The sequence below is a fragment of the Pseudoalteromonas sp. SWYJZ98 genome, assembly GCF_015864495.1.
In the GTDB taxonomy this organism is placed as follows: Bacteria; Pseudomonadota; Gammaproteobacteria; order Enterobacterales; family Alteromonadaceae; genus Pseudoalteromonas; species Pseudoalteromonas distincta.
Genome location: NZ_JADYXA010000011.1, coordinates 40599 through 58682, shown reverse-complemented (window position 1 = coordinate 58682; position 18084 = coordinate 40599). Strand labels below are relative to the sequence as shown.

The window sequence follows — 18084 nt, the reverse complement described above, 5'->3', positions numbered from 1 at the left end:
TAAAATTTATAAATGTTATAAACTATCTCTGACCCGTAAAAAACTAGCAAAACGCGGTAACCCATTTTTTGTTAAGCCATGAAATCGGTACGTTACAGTACTACCAATCTCCGGTGGAATGGAGCGCTGTGCATCATTAAACCCAGTACCAATAGAAAATACCTGCCCCTGCGCTGTTTTTACCCTCAATGCACCTAACATACCTTGATATTTACCTTTGCCTGGTAAGTGCGCAATTACAACCGCTTCTGCATCTAAATAAGGTTTTAATTTTAGTAATGCATTACTTCTTCCATTGCTGTGCTTCGCGCTGGCCAAATGAAGCATTACGCCCTCGCCGCCCTGCTTAGTTATGTTCTCAAAATACTCTGTAAGCTGCTCATTATTTGTAAAGCTATATTGAACTACAGCACTAATGTGCGGCGAGTTTAGGCTAGTAATAAGCTCATTATAGTTTTTATAGCGAGTGCTAAAAGGCAGATTTTTATCTGGCATATCAAATACTTTATAAGTAATAGTTTGCCAATCATGATTATTAGGTTTTTTAGTTCTGACTATGCCACTCAGCGCAGAAAAGTGCTCACGTTTAGTCCACAGCTCACCATCAAGCCATACATTTGGCAATGGCACTGTAAACCAACTTGGCGCATTGATAATATTACCCTTACGAGTGACAAACTGCGTGCCGGTCCAGATAGCTCTTACGCCATCATATTTTTCACTGACTAAATATTTACTTACATCATAATGCTTCGTTTCGTCATATACTTTAGCCAGTAAAACAGACGGTTGTGCTGCACTTATGCATTGCGTAAAAAGTACAATAACAATTAAAAGCAGGTGTTTAATAGTAAACATTGGCGCATCCAAGCACGTAAAAGTTGGCTTAAACTATAGTTGAGATTGCGCCCATTGCCAAAACTCATCTAAGTTGCTCATTTGATAGGTAGCTTGGCTAAAGTCGTGATCTTTAGTATGGCTATTGGCAATGGCTACCACACGTAACAAAGCATTATTAGCAGCTGTTACCCCTGTGTAAGTATCTTCAACAGCAATTGCATTGCCAGGTTGTATATTTATCTGCTCAAGTGCCAGTAAATACGGATCCCCTGCAGGTTTAGGATTAGTTACATCATCTTTTGTAACCACCGTATCAAACAGCTCATAAAACTCTAAGCCTTTCAGTATTGGCATAGCTTCACTTTTAGCACTGCCTGTTACTAGCGCCATTTTTAAGCCACTCGCTTTTACAGCTTTCAATGTTTGCTCTGTAAATGGCATCAGTGGCGGTAAATGTGTTACTACATATTCACCAAATAAACGGTATTTTTCATCTGCTAAAAACTGTGCACTTACCGATAAGTTATGCTCTTGCTTAATTTCGATTGCGGCTTCTAAAGTGGGCCGTCCCGAAAAGCGCTGACAAAAATCATTTTCTAAATAACTAACACCGTAGGGTTTAAGTAATTTACTCCAGCATACAAAGTGCATGCTTTCTGAATCAACTAATGTGCCATCCATATCAAATAATATTGCTTTTAAAGTCATCCTCATTCCTTATTTAACTTGTGCTAAATTTTGACAATAAAAAAGGCGCCTTAAGCACCTTTTATATAAATACAGTTATTGCGTTAAGCCTGCTGGCGGCTCACCCGTTGCTTCCTCACCCGTTTCAACATCAACAAGCTCGTAGCCACGCGTTTTACGTACAACTTTAAGTACTGGTTTATCAAATGCAGTTTTTAAACGCTCAGAGTCATCTTTCAACTCATCTAAGGTTGTTCCAAAAGGGGCTGCGCCAGTTTCTGACCAGTTAGTTACTTTACCATTTAGGTTATATTCTACTTCATGTATTTGATATTGCGCTGCTTCGTCTTTCGTTGCTTCACAAAAAATTACACGGTAATTCCAAAATCCAGCCATCTTTTTATCTCTTTAAATTAATTAACGCTACTTTACCAGCTTTATAAAAACATAAAAGCCTGCACAAGGCAGGCTTTTAAAAATTAATATAATTTAAGGTTATCTCTAGAAGAAGTTAACTTTAAATTCAGCACCAACATAACGCTCTTCGTTAACAATACCTGTATTGTTATTGAAATCTACAGCGCCAATAACTTGTTGCTCGTCAAATAAGTTACGAACAAACGCAGCAACTTCGTATTCGTAATCGCCTTCAGACCATGTGTAACCTGTACGAAGGCCTGTTTCAATAAGCTCTTTACCTTCAAACTCTACTGATTCGTAAAGGAACATATTGATTTTACTACGATAAAAAATATCACCGCTTGCGAAGAAGTTACCATCGGCAAGTTCTTTAGTGTAGCGAAGCGTAAAGTTAGAGATCCACTCAGGAGCATGCGGTAAGCTATTACCATCAAGTACAGCAAGACCAGAACCATTAATTGGGTCAGTTACAGTACATTGAGCACAAACAGCGACAGCTAAATCGTTATCTTTAATTTCTGTTTTATTGTAGCTTAAGTTAAACGTTGCATTAAACTCATCGCTTAATACCCACTGCGTATCTAACTCAAAACCATAGCCAGTCGTTTTATCAGCATTAACTAAACGGTTAAAGTTAGCACCACCGCCTACAGCAGTAAGCTGTTGGTCGTCCATCGTGTAGTAAAACACAGTAGCATTTACACGGCCTTGGCCGTCTAGCACGTCTGATTTAATACCTGTCTCGTACGATGTTACCGTTTCTGACTCAGCTGTTGTAACGTCATCACCAAATAAAATACGACCTTGTAAACTAGGTGCGCGGAAGCTGTTTGCTACACGGCCGTACCAGTTAACATCGTCGTTTACTTTATAGTTTGCAGATAAATCCCAGCTAACATGGTCGTCACTAACATCACGCTCTACAAGTAATGCACCGCCACCAATTGGGCTAAGTGTACGATCAGCTACAAAATCTTTATCATCATCAGAGTAACGAAGGCCCGCTGTTACTTTTAAATCATCTGAAAAAGTATAATCTACAGAACCAAATACAGCCCATGCAGTTGTGTCTTGTTGTTGGCGAACATAACCATTTAAAGCACCAGCATTAGGTGTTGAGAATGTATCGTAGCTGAAGTTTTCAATCGTTAGCTCTTCATCAAAGTAAAATACACCTACTTGATAATTTAAATCACCATCAAAGTTACTAGATAAACGTAGCTCTTGCGTTAACTGATCGTGCTCTGGAATGCCATCAGCACTTTCATTAGAAAATGGAATAGAACCTGGTCCCATAGCAACTGGAACTCCATCTATTGAGAAGCCGCCGTAGCCACCATCGATATCGGCACGAGAATATATTTCAGCGCTTTCCCATGCGGAGATAGACGTGATTGTGTGGTTTTTAAGTTCCCACTCAAGCTTTAAGCTCGCGCCTTCAGATTCTACTTGTTGAGTAGAGCGAGATGCCGCATCTTGATAAACAACATCACTTTCGTAGTTATCTACTAGCTCATTAGTACCCGTTTTAATTACATTCGCACGAAAGGCAATTGGTGAGCCATCTAAGTCACGTGTGTGATAGTTTAATAAAGCAGTAAAATCATCGCCTTCATATAAAAACTGAACACGTGCCGCTTTTTCAGTGTAACCACCTTGCTCGTCTTTAGCTTCAAAGCCTGGCGCTTGGTTATCAATGTAATCGTCTTTATCTTGCCATAATAATGAAACACGAGCAGATAAACGGTCAGTTAAAGCACCACCTACAGCACCACTTGTGTCTACAGCGCCACGGCTACCGTATGAAACAGAGCCATAACCATCAAATTCTTGGCTTGGTTTAACAGTATCAAACTTAACAAGGCCAGCTGGCGTGTTACGTCCAAATAAAGTTCCCTGTGGTCCACGTAATACTTCTACGCGTTCAACATCAAATACTGGGAAGCCTTTTAAAATTGCATTTTCTTGAACTACTTCATCAACAACAAGTGATACTGGTTGTGATGCATTCAAATCGAAATCGGTATTACCTAAACCACGAACGTAAAAGCGTGGGAATGAACGACCAAATGAAGATTCAATAGATAAACTTGGAATTTTCGCATTTAAAAAACGAATATCCATACCCGCAGAGCTGTATGCATCAAGGTTATCGCCTTGTAATGCAGAGACTGCTACAGGTACTTCTTGAGCGTTTTCTACACGTTTACGAGCTGTTACTTGAATAACTTCTAGTTGATTACTTTTTTTAGCTGTTTCTTCTTCAGCAGCTAAAGAAGAAAATGAAGTACCTGCTACTGCAGAGAACAACGTTGCATTGATTAGGGTAGCTAACGTAGATCTTTTCATTGCTTTCATGTTGGGTTTAACCTTTTTTGTGCACTCTTGTTCAACGGTTTTTTGTGTTGCGCAATGTATTCATTGCGGGCTCGTTCAATTTTTCGCGACTTGCGTCATGCGCGCGGACCTTATTACCGAGAGTACAAAAACGATGTTATAAGGCTGAACGAACGATTAAGATTATATCATTGTGTGACAATTTTACTGCATAAATATAGACATAATTAGAAACTTTTTTGCAACATTTAACTACGAAATCACGTGTTTTTATCACTATTTAGATGCGAAATCACAATACTAAGGACATATGTCCTTTATTGTATTTAATGAAATGAAGTAGGAAAAAGGGATTGTTTTACATGTTAACCTAAAATAGAAACACCTGTGATTTTATTAAAAGCCGCCCAAGAGCGACTTTAAATATTAACTATATTTGAACTATGAGCGCTTAAAAGCAATTTCCCCATCTATATGAATATCGCGCTGCGGAAACGCAATCACTACATCATGCTCTTCAAATACAGCATAAATACTAAAACGAATATCACTGCGCACTTTTCTAAGCATAGTTTCAGACTCAGCGCATACCCAAAAAATAGCATTAAATACTAAAGAGCTATCTGCAAAGTCATCAAATAACACTGATGACTTTGGGTTAACCAATATTGCATCATGATCATCAAGCACTTGCTGGATAAGCTTTTTAACCAGTATAACGTCTGAACCATACGCAACGCCGACACTGACCGATGAGCGTGCATTGCCATCTATCAGTGTCCAGTTTGTTACTGTATTTTCGAGCAATTGAGAATTAGGTATAAGCATGTGTACGCCGTCATTTCGGCGAATACGTGTAGAACGCGTATTAATAGTTTCAACTATGCCCTTTGCGTTACCCACTTCTAAAAAGTCACCAATGCGAATTGGGCGCTCCCACATCAATATCCAGCCACTAATAAAGTTATTGATAATATTTTGTGCACCAAAACCTACACCAATGGCTATTGCACCGGATACAAAAGCAAATGCAGTAAGCGGGATGCTGAGCACTTCAAGCGATGTAAAAATTAAAATGGCGATACTTAAAATAAAGTAAATTCGAGTAAACAAATGCACTGCATCTTGGCTTATTTTTTTAGCAAGTAATGTTTTTTTAATGAGCTTGCCAATACGTGTGACTACAAACCAAATAGCAAACAATATAAGTGGCACTTGAATTACCTTTGCAACTGTAATATTCACATCGTTATAAGTGAATATTACAAAGGCTAAGTATTGATTAATTTGTTCGAGAGTCATAAGTGTTCCCAATATCTTTTTTGATCGTTATTTGTTCACTAGAAATAAGTGTGGTTCAGTTTTCACTAAGCTTAGCACGTCATAATATAACTAAAACGCCAAGTTAATAAGTTCAATATGAATTTTATAAACAATTTATTAACTCTTTATTGCACCGAATGCTATATAAATAGTGTACAAGCACTGGAGATCACATATGACACAACTTACTCTAAATCAAAGACTCGCTACTTTGCAGCCGCAGGTAGATTTAAAATTGTTTGAAAGCAGCCTAGATTACCGAAATAAAGTTTTGTGCTTGCTGGCCGAACAAGAGCAAACTCTAGCAACTATTAATAAAGAGTTTGGGCAGCAATCTAATAGCTTTGGCTCAGAGAAAAAATTTGTTTTAGGTTATAACTAACTCCTTCTCAAACACACAATCGTATAATTAAGTAGCTTTAATGTTTAATTTTAGAGCTACTTTTACCCACCTTAGTACTAATTATTAGCTAATTTGCGTTCAAATCCCCCTTAATACCGATAAACTTTATTGTATAAACCCACAAATTTGATAAGTTAACTAGGTTTTTCGACTCGCAAAGCCTATTTCGGCTAATCTTTTTATGGAGTTATTATGCGTAAAACCCTGATCGCCACTACTATTGCTAGTGCTTTAATACTATCTGCCTGTTCATCTAACGATACACAAAACATGGCAAAAGAAGGCGCAGCACAAGTGCAAGACATGAACGCAAACAATGTTTTATTCAAACCAAGCCCATTACAATACATGGCACCTGAGTTTGATAAGTTTGGTACAAAAGACTACGAAGCCGGCTTTGATGCGGGTATTGCTCAGCATACTGCGCAAATACAAGCTATTGCTAACAACCCAGCTCCTGCAACTTTTAAAAATACATTAGTTGAAATGGAAATGTCTGGCGAGCTACTAAACCGTGTATCGGCTGCTTTTGACAACCTATCTGGTTTAATTTCAGATGATGAATATCTACGCATAAGCAAAAAAATGGCGCCTGTTTTTTCTGCTCACTCTGACGACATTTACTTAAATGGTGCATTATTCAAGCGCGTACAAACTATTTACGACAACAAAGACTCGCTTAATGCTGAAGATCAACGCCTTGTAGATTTTTACTATAAGCAATTTGTAAAAGCAGGCGCTAAATTAAATGACGCTGAAAAAGCAAAAATGCGTGAAATCAACTCACAACTTGCAGAGCTTTCTACTGCGTTTTCTCAAAACATTTTAAAATCAAATAAAGAAGATGTCATTGTAGTTACCGATAAATCTGAACTTGCTGGCCTTTCTGAAGGTGAAATTGCAGGTCTTGCGGCCGCTGCTAAAAAAGCAGGTAAAGACGGCTACATGATCACGCTAGTAAATACGACTCAACAGCCAATTTTATCAAGCCTTGAAAACCGCGACCTACGTGAGCAAATTTTTAAAGCCTCTGCTAACCGTGCAGCAAAAACTAACGGCCCAATTATTATTGAAGAAACAAACCTACGCGCTCAAAAAGCAGAGCTACTAGGGTTTAAAGATTGGGCATCGTATGTAATGACTTCGCGTATGGCGCAAACAACTGACAACGTGTACGGCATTTTAGATGACCTAGCACCAAAAGCCGTTGAAAAAGCTAAAATTGAAGCCGCTGCTATTCAAAAAGTAATTAACGATTCAGGCGAAAGCTTTGAGCTTAAACCATGGGATTGGGCTTTTTACGCAGAAAAAGTACGTGCTGAAAAGTACGACTTAGATCCTGCCCTTGTTAAGCCTTACTTTGAAATGGATTCTGTAATTCACGATGGTTTATTCTTTGCGATGAATAAGCTATACGGTATTACATTTAAAGAGCGTAAAGACTTACCGGTTTATCATGAAGATGTTACAGCCTACGAAGTATTTAACGCTGACGGCAGCGCCATCGGTTTATTTTACTTAGACCCATACGCACGTGAAGGTAAACGTGGCGGTGCATGGATGAGCGCTTACGTAAGTCAAAGCGGCTTAAAAGGCACTAAACCTGTAATTTACAATGCCCAAAACATTCCAAAACCTGCTGAAGGCGAGCCAACGTTAATGACGTTTGACGAAGTGTCAACTATGTTTCATGAGTTTGGTCATGCGGCGCACGGTTTATTCTCTGACGTTAAATACCCAAGCTTAGCGGGTACTGCTACAGCGCGTGACTTTGTTGAGTTTCCGTCGCAAGCGAATGAAGATTGGATGATTGAACCTACGGTACTTGCTAACTACGCCAAACACTACAAAACTGGTGAGCCAATTCCACAAGCTTTACTTGATAAAGTACTTGCATCGCAAAAATTCAACCAAGGTTTTGGTACCACTGAATATTTAGCAGCAGCACTACTTGATATGGAATGGCACTCGTTTGGCTCAGATAAAAAAATTACTGATGTTCAAAAGTTTGAAAGCGATGCGCTAAAAGCACACGGTATTGATTACTACCCTGTACCACCGCGTTATAAATCAAACTACTTTAGCCATACATTTGCCGGTGGTTACTCTGCGGGTTACTACGCATACCTTTGGACTGAAGTATTTGCAGCCGATGCCTTTGCACACATGGAAAACAACGGCGGCTTAACACGTAAAAATGGTGATAAGTTCCGTAAAGAAATCCTATCAAAAGGTAATAGCCGCGACTTAATGCAAAGTTACATCGAGTTTAGAGGTCAAAAACCAACGACCGACGCACTACTTAAGCGCCGTGGTTTGGTTAATTAAGTTTTATATTTGTAAGGATGGGAGTATATACTCTCATTCTTACTTTTTAGCTTATGATTAACTCAATATATACCCATAAATATATTCAAGGAATGAAATGAACTTTATTATCTATTTTAGAGCCGTATCTATAACATTATTGATATTATTATTAAATGCATGCGGTATGGCTAAAGGTGTCCATGAACTTCGCCCGCTGGCTTCAAACGTTGAAAGAGTGAATGTTACACCAAATGAAATTGAAGTTTATACGCTAGATAACTTGCCCTCGCGCCCGATTATTGAGCTAGCTAATATTGCAGCTCATGGAAATGGTTACGCCAACAATGAAGTATTAATTAATACATTAAAAGAAGAAGCGTCGAAAGCTGGAGCCGAAATAGTACTAATTACGAATAAAGAAATATCAAAGGATGAAATTCTTGGTACTTACGGTAATGGTGTTATGCTTACCAATCAAATACAACGACCGCACTTATATGGTATTGCAGCCATCTACTCAAAAGTAAGGTTTGGTATTATTGCGGACAACAACGGTCTTATTAAATACGTTACTTCAAACTCAGCTGCCGATGAAGCAGGCCTTAAAGAAGGCATGAAACTTTTAACTATTAATGGCAGATACTTTAATAACACTTCTATATTTCAGCAAGAGATCGCTACTAAAAAGCCTAATGACATTATTGAAATTGAATATATTGATAACAATAATAATAAATTTAAAACCAAAGTAACACTTAAGAAAAGTGAATAATATCAGCTATGGGCTATTTATTTTCAGTTACCCTACTTTGGGCATTTTCGTTTAGTTTAATTGGTGTGTACTTAGCAGGACAAGTTGACGCTTGGTTTAGCGTATTAATACGCATAGCACTGGCAACACTGATTTTTTTACCTTTTTTAAAGCTCAAACAAACGCCTAAACCTTTAGCCTTAAAGCTTATGCTGATTGGCGCTATACAACTTGGTGTTATGTATAGCTTTTACTACCACTCATTTTTATTTTTAACCGTTCCCGAAGTACTGCTATTTACTGTAATGACTCCTTTGTACATTACCCTGCTAAATGATGCATTGAACAGACGCTTTAACCCACGCTTTTTTATAGTCGCACTTATTGCTGTAATCGGTGCAATTACTATTCGTTACGAAAACCTAAATAACAACTTCATAACCGGATTATTGCTCGTTCAAGGCGCTAATATCAGTTTTGCTGTAGGCCAAGTGACCTATAAACGCTTAATGATGAACAATCAGCTTGATGATAAAACCGTATTTGGGTGGTTTTTTATAGGCGCACTTATTATTGCCACAATTTGCTATGCATTATTTGGTAACTCAAACAAATTACCAACCACTTCTACACAGTGGGGCATACTAATTTATTTAGGGTTGGTTGCATCAGGACTTGGTTACTTTATGTGGAACAAAGGCGCAACCCTTGTCAACGTAGGTGCTTTGGCAGTTATGAATAACTTGCTTATCCCAGCTGGAATTATAATTAACGTGCTGATCTGGAACCGAGATGCCGATATAGTCAGGTTAAGTATTGGGGCAGCTATAATGTTAGGTGCATTATTGGTCAATCAAATGCTTAATAAAAAAGTAAATTAATAAGCTTGTAGCAAAATTGTCACTAATAATCATTAAGGTAGTACAAATTTTACTTTTAAGGATAAACAATGAAACGTATTACCCTACTGACAAGCTGTATATTGTTAGCCACACTTGCTGGCTGCGATGACGATGTAGAAATAGTAGAAAAAGAAGTGGTTGTTACCAACACCGAAGTGGAAATTGTTGAAGTACCTACGCCTATTGTTGTAGAGGTTGCTGAAGGAGTAAATATTCAACTAGGGACTCGCCCTGACTATTTAGTTAACGATATGGCGCAAAGCACACTAAAAACAAAGTTAGAGTCATGCAGCGAAGGTCCTTTTTACCGCACCGATTTTTCTATTGGTCATCGCGGTGCATCAATGCAATACCCAGAACACACTAAAGAAGCCTACATTGCGGCAGCGAGAATGGGCGCTGGCATTGTTGAATGCGATGTTACATTTACAAACGACAAAGAGCTTGTTTGTCGCCACTCTCAATGCGATTTACATACCACAACTAATATTTTAGCCATTCCTGAGCTTGCAGCTAAATGCAGTGTGCCATTTACACCAGCCGACCCTGCTAATGGTATTGCCGCTTCTGCAAAATGTTGTACCAGCGATATAGGCTTAGCGGAGTTTTTAACCCTCGAAGGTAAAATGGATGGTGCAAACACTAATGCAACGACCGTTGCCGATTACATGGATGGCACACCAAGCTGGCGCACTGATTTATATGCCACCAGCGGCACATTGATGACCCATAAACAAAGCATTGCACTATTTAATGAGCTAGGTGTAAAAATGACACCAGAGCTAAAATCGCCACAAGTAAGTATGCCATTTGATGGAATGACACAAGAACAATATGCACAAAAAATGCTAAACGAGTACACGCAAATGGGTGTGCCAGCCTCAAAAGTTTATCCGCAATCATTTAACCTTGAAGACGTAAAATACTGGATTAACAACAACCCTGACTTTGCAGACAAAAGCGTTTACCTAGATGGACGTGACAGTGAAGCTGGATTTGATCCAAGTAACCCACAAACATGGCAACCGAGCATGGATGAACTTGTTGCCGATGGCGTTAAGATTTTAGCTCCTCCAATTTGGATGATGCTAACAATAGATAACGAAAGTAATATTGTGCCATCGCAATACGCTATTGACGCAAAAGCAGCTGGTTTAAAGCTTATTGCATGGAGCCTTGAGCGCTCGGGCCCGCTTAATGAAGGTGGCGGTTATTACTATCAATCAATTGCTGATGTTATAGATAACGATGGCGACATGATGACAGTAGTCGACGTACTCGCAAAGGACGTGGGGGTAATGGGTATTTTTTCAGATTGGCCGGCTACGGTAAGTTATTACGCCAGCTGTAATAAAATGCCTGCAAGTATTTAAAAACAGACTACAAAAGTCGTTTATTTTATCGCGCTCAGTTACCATATCAGCATATATAATTTTATTTTACTGAGCGCTTTTTATGATAATCCAACAACATAATGCTGACTTGCCAACACCGACAGGTTTAATGCGAACAACTGTATATCGCCCTCAAGCGCAAGGACAGTTTCCTGCTATCATTTTTTATTCTGAAATATTTCAGCAAACTGCCCCCATCGCACGCAGCGCAGCTATTTTAGCAAGCCATGGCTTTGCAGTGTTAGTGCCTGAAGTGTTTCATGAGTTAAACCCTATAGGCACTATGCTTGCTTATGATGATACAGGTAAAGACAAAGGCAATGCCGACAAATGGGCAAAGCCACTTGAGCACCACGACAGTGACACACAAACTATGATCGACTTCATTAGATTACAAAGCTATTGCACAGGCTCCGTCGGCGCAATGGGCGTATGTATTGGCGGTCACTTAGCTTACAGAGCGGCACTAAATCCTGAAATTAATGCGGCTTTTTGTTTATACGCAACTGATATTCACAGCAATACGTTACCTGCGCAACCTGGAAATAACTCATTCGAGCGTATGGCTGATATACAAGGCGAAATTCACTTTATATGGGGTAAACAAGACCCGCATGTGTCACAGGAAGGCCGCGCTAAAATATACCAACAATGTGTAAGCACGGGCATCAATCACCAGTGGCAGGAAGTTAACGCACAGCATGCCTTTATGCGTGATGAAGGTGAGCGATACGATGCAGCCCTTGCGATAAATATGTATCAACAAGCGGTGGCATTATTTAGCCGAACTTTATAAATGCTTTAAAAAACTACTCATTAAGTACTTTTCAGCATACCTAAAGCGGTATGCTGCTTTACAAAATATGCTTTTAAGTAATCAATGAACAATCGTAGCTTTTTAGAGCCCGCTGCTCCTGGCGGAAATACCCCGTAAAGCTCAATATCTTTGCTTTTATAATCATCTAATATTATTTCAAGCAGTCCAGCTTGCACTTTTGGCCACGCATCGTAAAGCGGAATACGCCCAATACCATGCCCTGCTTCAACAAAAGCAGTACGAGCAGCGGCATTATTGGTGCTTAAGGCGCCTTGCATTGTAATATCGTGTTTTTTGCCATCTTTTTGAAGTGTTAATGTTTTACTGCCCAATTGATAAACGACCCATTGGTGCTCTGCTAACTCTAAAGGCGTTTTAGGTTTACCAAAATGTGCAAAGTATTCCGGCGCGCCACAAATACAAGTGCTCATTGTAGTCAGCTTGGTTGCCTGCAAGTTAGAGTCACTCAGTGCCACGCCTCTAATTGCAAAATCAAACCCATTTTTAATAATATCAACCACATCGTCAGTAAGCTGTAAGTCTATTTGAATCTTAGGATATTGGCGCTTAAACGTATTTATTGCAGGCACAATTAATTGCATTCCCACATTTACTGGGCAACTAATTTTAAGTAAACCTTGTGGCTCGCTCTTTATATTTTCTATTTGCTGATTAGCCGCATTAGCTTGTTCGGTAATTATTCTACAACGCTCATAATAAGCAATACCCGCTTCAGTGAGCGCCATGGTACGGGTTGAGCGATTTAGTAAAGTAACTTCAAGCTGCGTTTCTAATTTTTTTAAATGATAACTTGCAACTGCTCGCGTAAGCCCTAGCTGTTTGGCAGCAGCGGTTAAGCTGCCCTGCTCTACAATTTGTGCAAATACAACCATGCTCTTTAACTGCTCAAACGACACTTTCATAAATGATCCATAGTGTGTTTTAAATTCAACCTTTTTATTGTATCAATAATTAAATCAATAAAGTTAAATTTATCATCGTTGTTTAAAGCAGTGTTAGTGCATATAGTAATTGGTAAGCAAAATAAACTAATTTAAATCATCAGAAGGAATATATTCAATGTCTAAAAAAATACTTATGGTTCTTACATCTCACGCAGAACTTGGTAACACTGGCGAAAAAACAGGTTTTTGGGTAGAAGAATTTGCAGCCCCTTATTACGCATTTGTTGATGCAGGCGTTGAAGTAACATTAGCGTCTCCAGCTGGCGGCCAACCACCCATTGATCCGACAAGTACACTTTCTGATTTTCAAACAGATGCAACAAAACGTTACGACGCAGACAGCGCGGCGCAAACATTAATGGCAAACACTAAAGTGTTAAGTGAAGTTAAATCTAGCGATTTTGACGCTGTATTTTACCCAGGCGGTCACGGTCCATTATGGGACTTGGTTGACAACACAGATTCAATTTCACTTATCGAAAGCTTTGTAAAAGAGCAAAAACCTGTTGCTGCGGTATGCCATGCAAGTGCTGCATTTTTAAATGTTAAAGATGCCGATGGTAATGCACTAGTAGCGGGTAAAAAAGTAACTGGTTTTACTAACTCTGAAGAAGCTGCAGTCCAACTTACCGATATCGTGCCATTTTTAGTTGAAGACGAGCTAATTAAAAAAGGTGGCGATTATCAAAAAACTGACGACTGGAGTGTATTAGCACTAGAAGACGGTTTAGTAATTACCGGGCAAAACCCAGCAAGCTCTGAACTAGCTGCAAAAAAACTATTAACTAAATTAGGTTAATAGTGAGTAATAATTAAAATTAAGCACAGCATTTTATGCTGTGCTTTTTTAATTGCTTTTCATTAGCAAATACAATTCCTATACTGGCAACTCTTAAAGTCAATTAGGGCGATTATATGGCAACCAAGCCAACCACACTGTCATTACTAACTAGTACCCGTTTCGCAATATTTAGTATTGTTGTTATTTGCTTCGTACTACAGGTGATCAATAGTCTACCTGGCATAAATCTTAATGGTTTAGGCATATATCCACGCAGTATCCAAGGATTAATTGGCATACTATGCGCACCTTTTTTACATGGTAGCTGGTGGCACTTTGCCAGTAATATGATCCCATTTGTAGTATTAAGTTGGCTAATTTGCCAGTACAGCGTAAAACGTTTTTATAACGTATTTATTTTTACCGCTCTAGTCGGTGGACTTTTAGTTTGGGCATTTGGGCGCAGTAACATACATGTTGGTTTAAGCGGTGTTATATATGGTTTATGGGGCTTTATTCTATGCTACGGCTTAGTAAGACGCTCATTAAAATCAATTATAATTGCAGTTGTAGTGGCTATACTTTATAGCGGTTTTATATGGGGTGTTTTACCTCAGCGCTATCATGTATCGTTTGAAAGCCATTTATTTGGAGCGCTAAGCGGGTTGTTTTTAGGTTATAGATTAGCAAAAGCCGATAAATTAAAAGGTCGGTAAATTAAATATTTAGGGCCTTTAATTAATTTTTTATGGCCACATTTATGAGTAAGTATTAAACATTTCCATTTAACATTGAGGTTATTTATGAGTGATCAAAACGAATACACGCCACCAAAAGTATGGACGTGGGAAAGTGAAAGTGGCGGTAAATTTGCCAGCATTAACCGCCCAATTGCAGGCGCGACTCATGACAAAACTCTACCTATTGGCGAGCACGCATTTCAGCTTTATTCTCTTGCTACGCCAAATGGCCAAAAAGCTACAATCATGTTTGAAGAGCTTTTACAGCTTGGTTGCACCGATGCAGACTATGACGCATATTTAATAAACATAGGTGATGGCGATCAGTTTGGATCTGACTTTGTTGATATTAATCCAAACTCAAAAATCCCAGCGCTAATGGATCATTCAACCACACCACCTACTCGCATCTTTGAATCAGGTTCTATTTTACAGTATTTGGCTGAAAAATTTGATGTACTCATCCCTAAGGATTTAAAAGCTAAAACGCAGTGTCGTAACTGGCTATTTTGGCAAATGGGCTCAGCGCCATACTTAGGTGGTGGGTTTGGTCACTTTTATAGTTACGCACCAAGTAAAATGCAATACCCTATTGATCGTTTTACTATGGAAACTAAACGCCAACTTGACGTGTTAAATCGTCATTTAAGCGAAAATGAATACATGGCGGGTGATGAATACTCAATTGCCGATATTGCAATTTGGCCTTGGTATGGCTCGCTTGTTTTAGGCGACTTATATGATGCAGCTGAATTTTTAGATGTTGCCTCATACACTCATGTTGTTCGTTGGGCAAAACAAGTTGCTGATCGCCCTGCTGTAAAGCGCGGCCGCCGCGTAAATCGCACATGGGGCCCTGAAGAAGATCAAATGGCAGAGCGCCATAACGATAGTGATTTCGAAGGTTAAATCTACTAAACAGCAAGTAAAGTCGTTAACACTTTAACCTGCTTAATAATTTTAAGGCTCATAATGATTATTTATTATGAGCCTTTTTACTGTGCTAGCTTTTTTTTTTGCTTTCATAAACTATATTTATTCTTATACTCAGGATTAGAGCCTAACTAATCGATGTTTAATACGCTTTTGTTCATCTGAAATATTTACTGTATTTCTTGAACGTTTCTCCATCGCTAGTTGGAGTGACTTTTGTATAAGGTTTTACTTAGTGCCATATAAAAATCTAAATAGTGAAGAACGCAGAGAAACCGTTAAAATTTTATACTCTAATGCCATCTCTGGCATTGCCATTTCGACTGTAGTCAGTTTTATATTAGTGTTTGCTTTTGATTTAAATAACCAGAAAATATCCTACGAAAAAAGTATTTGGCTAAGCATTATGGTTGTCTTATTAGCAGCTCGCGCTATTGATGTTATATGGTTTTATAAAACCAAAAAGGATAACCCGTTATTTAATGCTGACACATACTCAAAAAGATTTTCAACCGGGTGTATTTTAACTGCGCTATCGTGGTGTGGGTATGCACTTTGGTTTCATAGCACCTCATCAGCAATAGAGACGACAACCACGATTGCTATTTTATCGGCATTTGCAGGAGGCTCTGCAAATCTGCTTTCAGGAAGTCGAGTAACCGCTGTACTCTATAGCATTATTTTACTGGCCCCCTATTCTTTTTTATTAACCCTTTCTAATGATAACTACAACTCTGTCCTCGGTATTTTAGGGCTAACATTTACTGTTATTATGGTGGCTTCATCGTACAGATCAGCCACATTTACACACAATGCAATCAAGCTCAAAAACCAAAACAGAGAGCTGCTTAATGAAATGGAAAACAAGGTCGAACAACGCACTGAAGAAATTTACCGTTTATCGAATACCGATCCACTCACAAATCTATTAAACCGCACCGCATTTTTAAAAAATGCAAACAAACAACTAGCAGATAACCCTAAAGAACCCTTTGCTTTATTATTTGTAGATTTAGATGGTTTTAAGCAAATCAACGATTCGTTGGGTCATAAAGTGGGCGATAAAGTATTAAAAGAAATAGCACTGAGAATTAGTAATGTATGCAACCAACAACTCTATAAATGCCGTTGGGGCGGGGATGAGTTTTTAATTTTAGCAACGTATCAAAACCAAACTGAGCTTATCGAGTTTGCTAATAAAGTGCTTCAAAGCATTAGCGCCGAGCATGAAACATATAAATATCAAAAATGGGTATCCGCAACTATTGGAATGGCCATGTACCCTGAGCACGGGAGTGATTTTAATACTTTAATTCGCTCTGCTGATACTGCAATGTATCACCAAAAACGCATGGCGAAAGGTAATATCAATATTTATAACGATTCACTCAAATTAATACAAGAAAGAGAGTATCTTTTGAGTCAATGCTTAGCCAGTGCCATAGAAGAAAATAGTTTAAGGCTAGTATTTCAACCAATTGTTGATAGCAAAACCTCAAAAGTAACCTCTTTTGAATCATTATTACGCTGGCAACTAGATGGTGAAAATATTTTCCCTGATGAATTTATAGCTATTGCCGAGCAATACGGTTTAATAACCGAGTTAGGTATTTGGGTAATAGAACAGGCATGTATACAAGCAACAAAATTAAGTCACTTACAACCACAAATTGCTATAAGCGTAAACGTATCCGTTATTCAGCTACAAGATCCTGATTTTGTATCTAAGGTATTAAAAATAGTAAATCGCCACCGGGTAGAACCTAAAAACCTACACATAGAAATTACTGAGTCAGTATTTGCCGAGGATAAACTCACATTTTTGACAGCCGTTAAAGCACTACAAAAACAAGGCTTTTGTATTTCAATTGATGATTTTGGTACAGGCTACTCATCACTATCAAGCATGCTTGATATTGGTGTAGATATAGTAAAAATAGACAGAAGCTTTATTCAAAATATGGATAAACGAGGGTTAAGTATTATTCATGCAATTGTACAAATGGCCTCTACTTTAGATTTTACTGTTGTTGCAGAAGGCGTTGAAACTATTGAGCAAGCAAACACACTCACTAAAATTGGTGTATCTCACCTACAAGGTTATTACTTTTCAAAACCGATGGAAGTAGGTTTTGTAGATGCTTATTTAAATGAGCAAAATAAGCAATGTAGTTAATAACCAAGCACTTCTAAAAGCGCTTAGCTACCATATGAGTTATGCGCTACCTTTCTTATTAGGGCCTGTTTATTTTTTGAGGTTAAATTTGCAGCAAACTGTTTGGTATTTAGGCAAGGTAGAGCCTGTGGAGTGTGGTTATCCCCCATAACCGGTTGATAACGTAGTATTAATGCCAAACATGCGCTGCCCAAAGGGTTCTGCCTAGGGAGATTGACTATTTGTTACTAGGTTACAAACCTCGCGCCGCGATTAAATAGTCCTTAGATTGAACAAGTTTCAATCCTTAAAGGTCAACAGCCCCT

The 18084-nt window shown here is 38.6% G+C and carries 16 protein-coding genes; 10 read left to right on the top strand and 6 right to left on the bottom strand.

Features of this window, described 5'->3' with window-relative positions:
• Positions 1 to 15 precede the first annotated feature (15 nt).
• The 5 genes from I6F10_RS09480 to I6F10_RS09460 form a co-directional block, all read right to left on the bottom strand.
• Positions 16 to 858, bottom strand: a complete 843-nt coding sequence (locus I6F10_RS09480) for a DNA ligase (RefSeq protein ID WP_024595668.1) — start codon at positions 856 to 858, stop codon at positions 16 to 18.
• Between the two features lie 33 nt (positions 859 to 891).
• Complete coding sequence (locus I6F10_RS09475) at positions 892 to 1548, bottom strand: HAD family hydrolase (protein ID WP_197098765.1); 657 nt, start codon at positions 1546 to 1548, stop codon at positions 892 to 894.
• A 75-nt stretch (positions 1549 to 1623) separates the two neighbouring features.
• Entirely contained in the window at positions 1624 to 1923 is a 300-nt protein-coding gene (locus I6F10_RS09470; RefSeq protein WP_002958185.1) for a hypothetical protein, read from the bottom strand.
• Between the two features lie 105 nt (positions 1924 to 2028).
• Positions 2029 to 4305 carry a TonB-dependent receptor gene (locus tag I6F10_RS09465; RefSeq protein WP_197098764.1) on the bottom strand — a complete coding sequence of 759 codons (2277 nt, stop codon included), beginning with the start codon at positions 4303 to 4305 and terminating at the stop codon, positions 2029 to 2031.
• 420 nt (positions 4306 to 4725) lie between these two features.
• Positions 4726 to 5586 carry a mechanosensitive ion channel family protein gene (locus tag I6F10_RS09460; protein WP_197098763.1) on the bottom strand — a complete coding sequence of 287 codons (861 nt, stop codon included), beginning with the start codon at positions 5584 to 5586 and terminating at the stop codon, positions 4726 to 4728.
• 196 nt (positions 5587 to 5782) lie between these two features.
• On the opposite strand from I6F10_RS09460, the gene I6F10_RS09455 reads away from it, so the two are divergent.
• From I6F10_RS09455 to I6F10_RS09430, 6 genes are all read left to right on the top strand, one after another.
• Entirely contained in the window at positions 5783 to 5989 is a 207-nt protein-coding gene (locus I6F10_RS09455; RefSeq protein ID WP_002958182.1) for a hypothetical protein, read from the top strand.
• Positions 5990 to 6202: 213 nt separating this feature from the next.
• Positions 6203 to 8338, top strand: coding sequence for a M3 family metallopeptidase (locus I6F10_RS09450; protein ID WP_197098762.1), 2136 nt, complete (start codon positions 6203 to 6205; stop codon positions 8336 to 8338).
• Positions 8339 to 8435: 97 nt separating this feature from the next.
• Positions 8436 to 9092, top strand: coding sequence for a PDZ domain-containing protein (locus I6F10_RS09445; protein WP_197098761.1), 657 nt, complete (start codon positions 8436 to 8438; stop codon positions 9090 to 9092).
• Between the two features lie 8 nt (positions 9093 to 9100).
• On the top strand, positions 9101 to 9952 hold the full coding sequence (locus I6F10_RS09440) for a carboxylate/amino acid/amine transporter (protein WP_197098760.1): 852 nt from the start codon (positions 9101 to 9103) through the stop codon (positions 9950 to 9952).
• Between the two features lie 68 nt (positions 9953 to 10020).
• A complete protein-coding gene (locus tag I6F10_RS09435; protein WP_197098759.1) occupies positions 10021 to 11346 on the top strand; it encodes a glycerophosphodiester phosphodiesterase family protein in 1326 nt (441 codons plus the stop codon).
• Between the two features lie 82 nt (positions 11347 to 11428).
• Complete coding sequence (locus tag I6F10_RS09430) at positions 11429 to 12163, top strand: dienelactone hydrolase family protein (RefSeq protein ID WP_197098758.1); 735 nt, start codon at positions 11429 to 11431, stop codon at positions 12161 to 12163.
• Between the two features lie 20 nt (positions 12164 to 12183).
• Here I6F10_RS09430 and I6F10_RS09425 read toward each other — a convergent pair whose 3' ends face one another.
• Positions 12184 to 13107, bottom strand: coding sequence for a LysR family transcriptional regulator (locus tag I6F10_RS09425; RefSeq protein ID WP_024597041.1), 924 nt, complete (start codon positions 13105 to 13107; stop codon positions 12184 to 12186).
• 157 nt (positions 13108 to 13264) lie between these two features.
• Between I6F10_RS09425 and I6F10_RS09420 the strand changes: the two genes are divergently transcribed.
• The 4 genes from I6F10_RS09420 (at position 13265) to I6F10_RS09405 (ending at position 17779) form a co-directional block, all read left to right on the top strand.
• On the top strand, positions 13265 to 13948 hold the full coding sequence (locus tag I6F10_RS09420) for a type 1 glutamine amidotransferase domain-containing protein (protein WP_197098757.1): 684 nt from the start codon (positions 13265 to 13267) through the stop codon (positions 13946 to 13948).
• Positions 13949 to 14064: 116 nt separating this feature from the next.
• Entirely contained in the window at positions 14065 to 14646 is a 582-nt protein-coding gene (locus I6F10_RS09415; RefSeq protein ID WP_010555361.1) for a rhomboid family intramembrane serine protease, read from the top strand.
• Between the two features lie 87 nt (positions 14647 to 14733).
• A complete protein-coding gene (gene yghU / locus I6F10_RS09410; RefSeq protein WP_002958173.1) occupies positions 14734 to 15579 on the top strand; it encodes a glutathione-dependent disulfide-bond oxidoreductase in 846 nt (281 codons plus the stop codon).
• Between the two features lie 259 nt (positions 15580 to 15838).
• Complete coding sequence (locus I6F10_RS09405; protein ID WP_197098756.1) at positions 15839 to 17779, top strand: putative bifunctional diguanylate cyclase/phosphodiesterase; 1941 nt, start codon at positions 15839 to 15841, stop codon at positions 17777 to 17779.
• Positions 17780 to 18084: the final 305 nt, after the last annotated feature.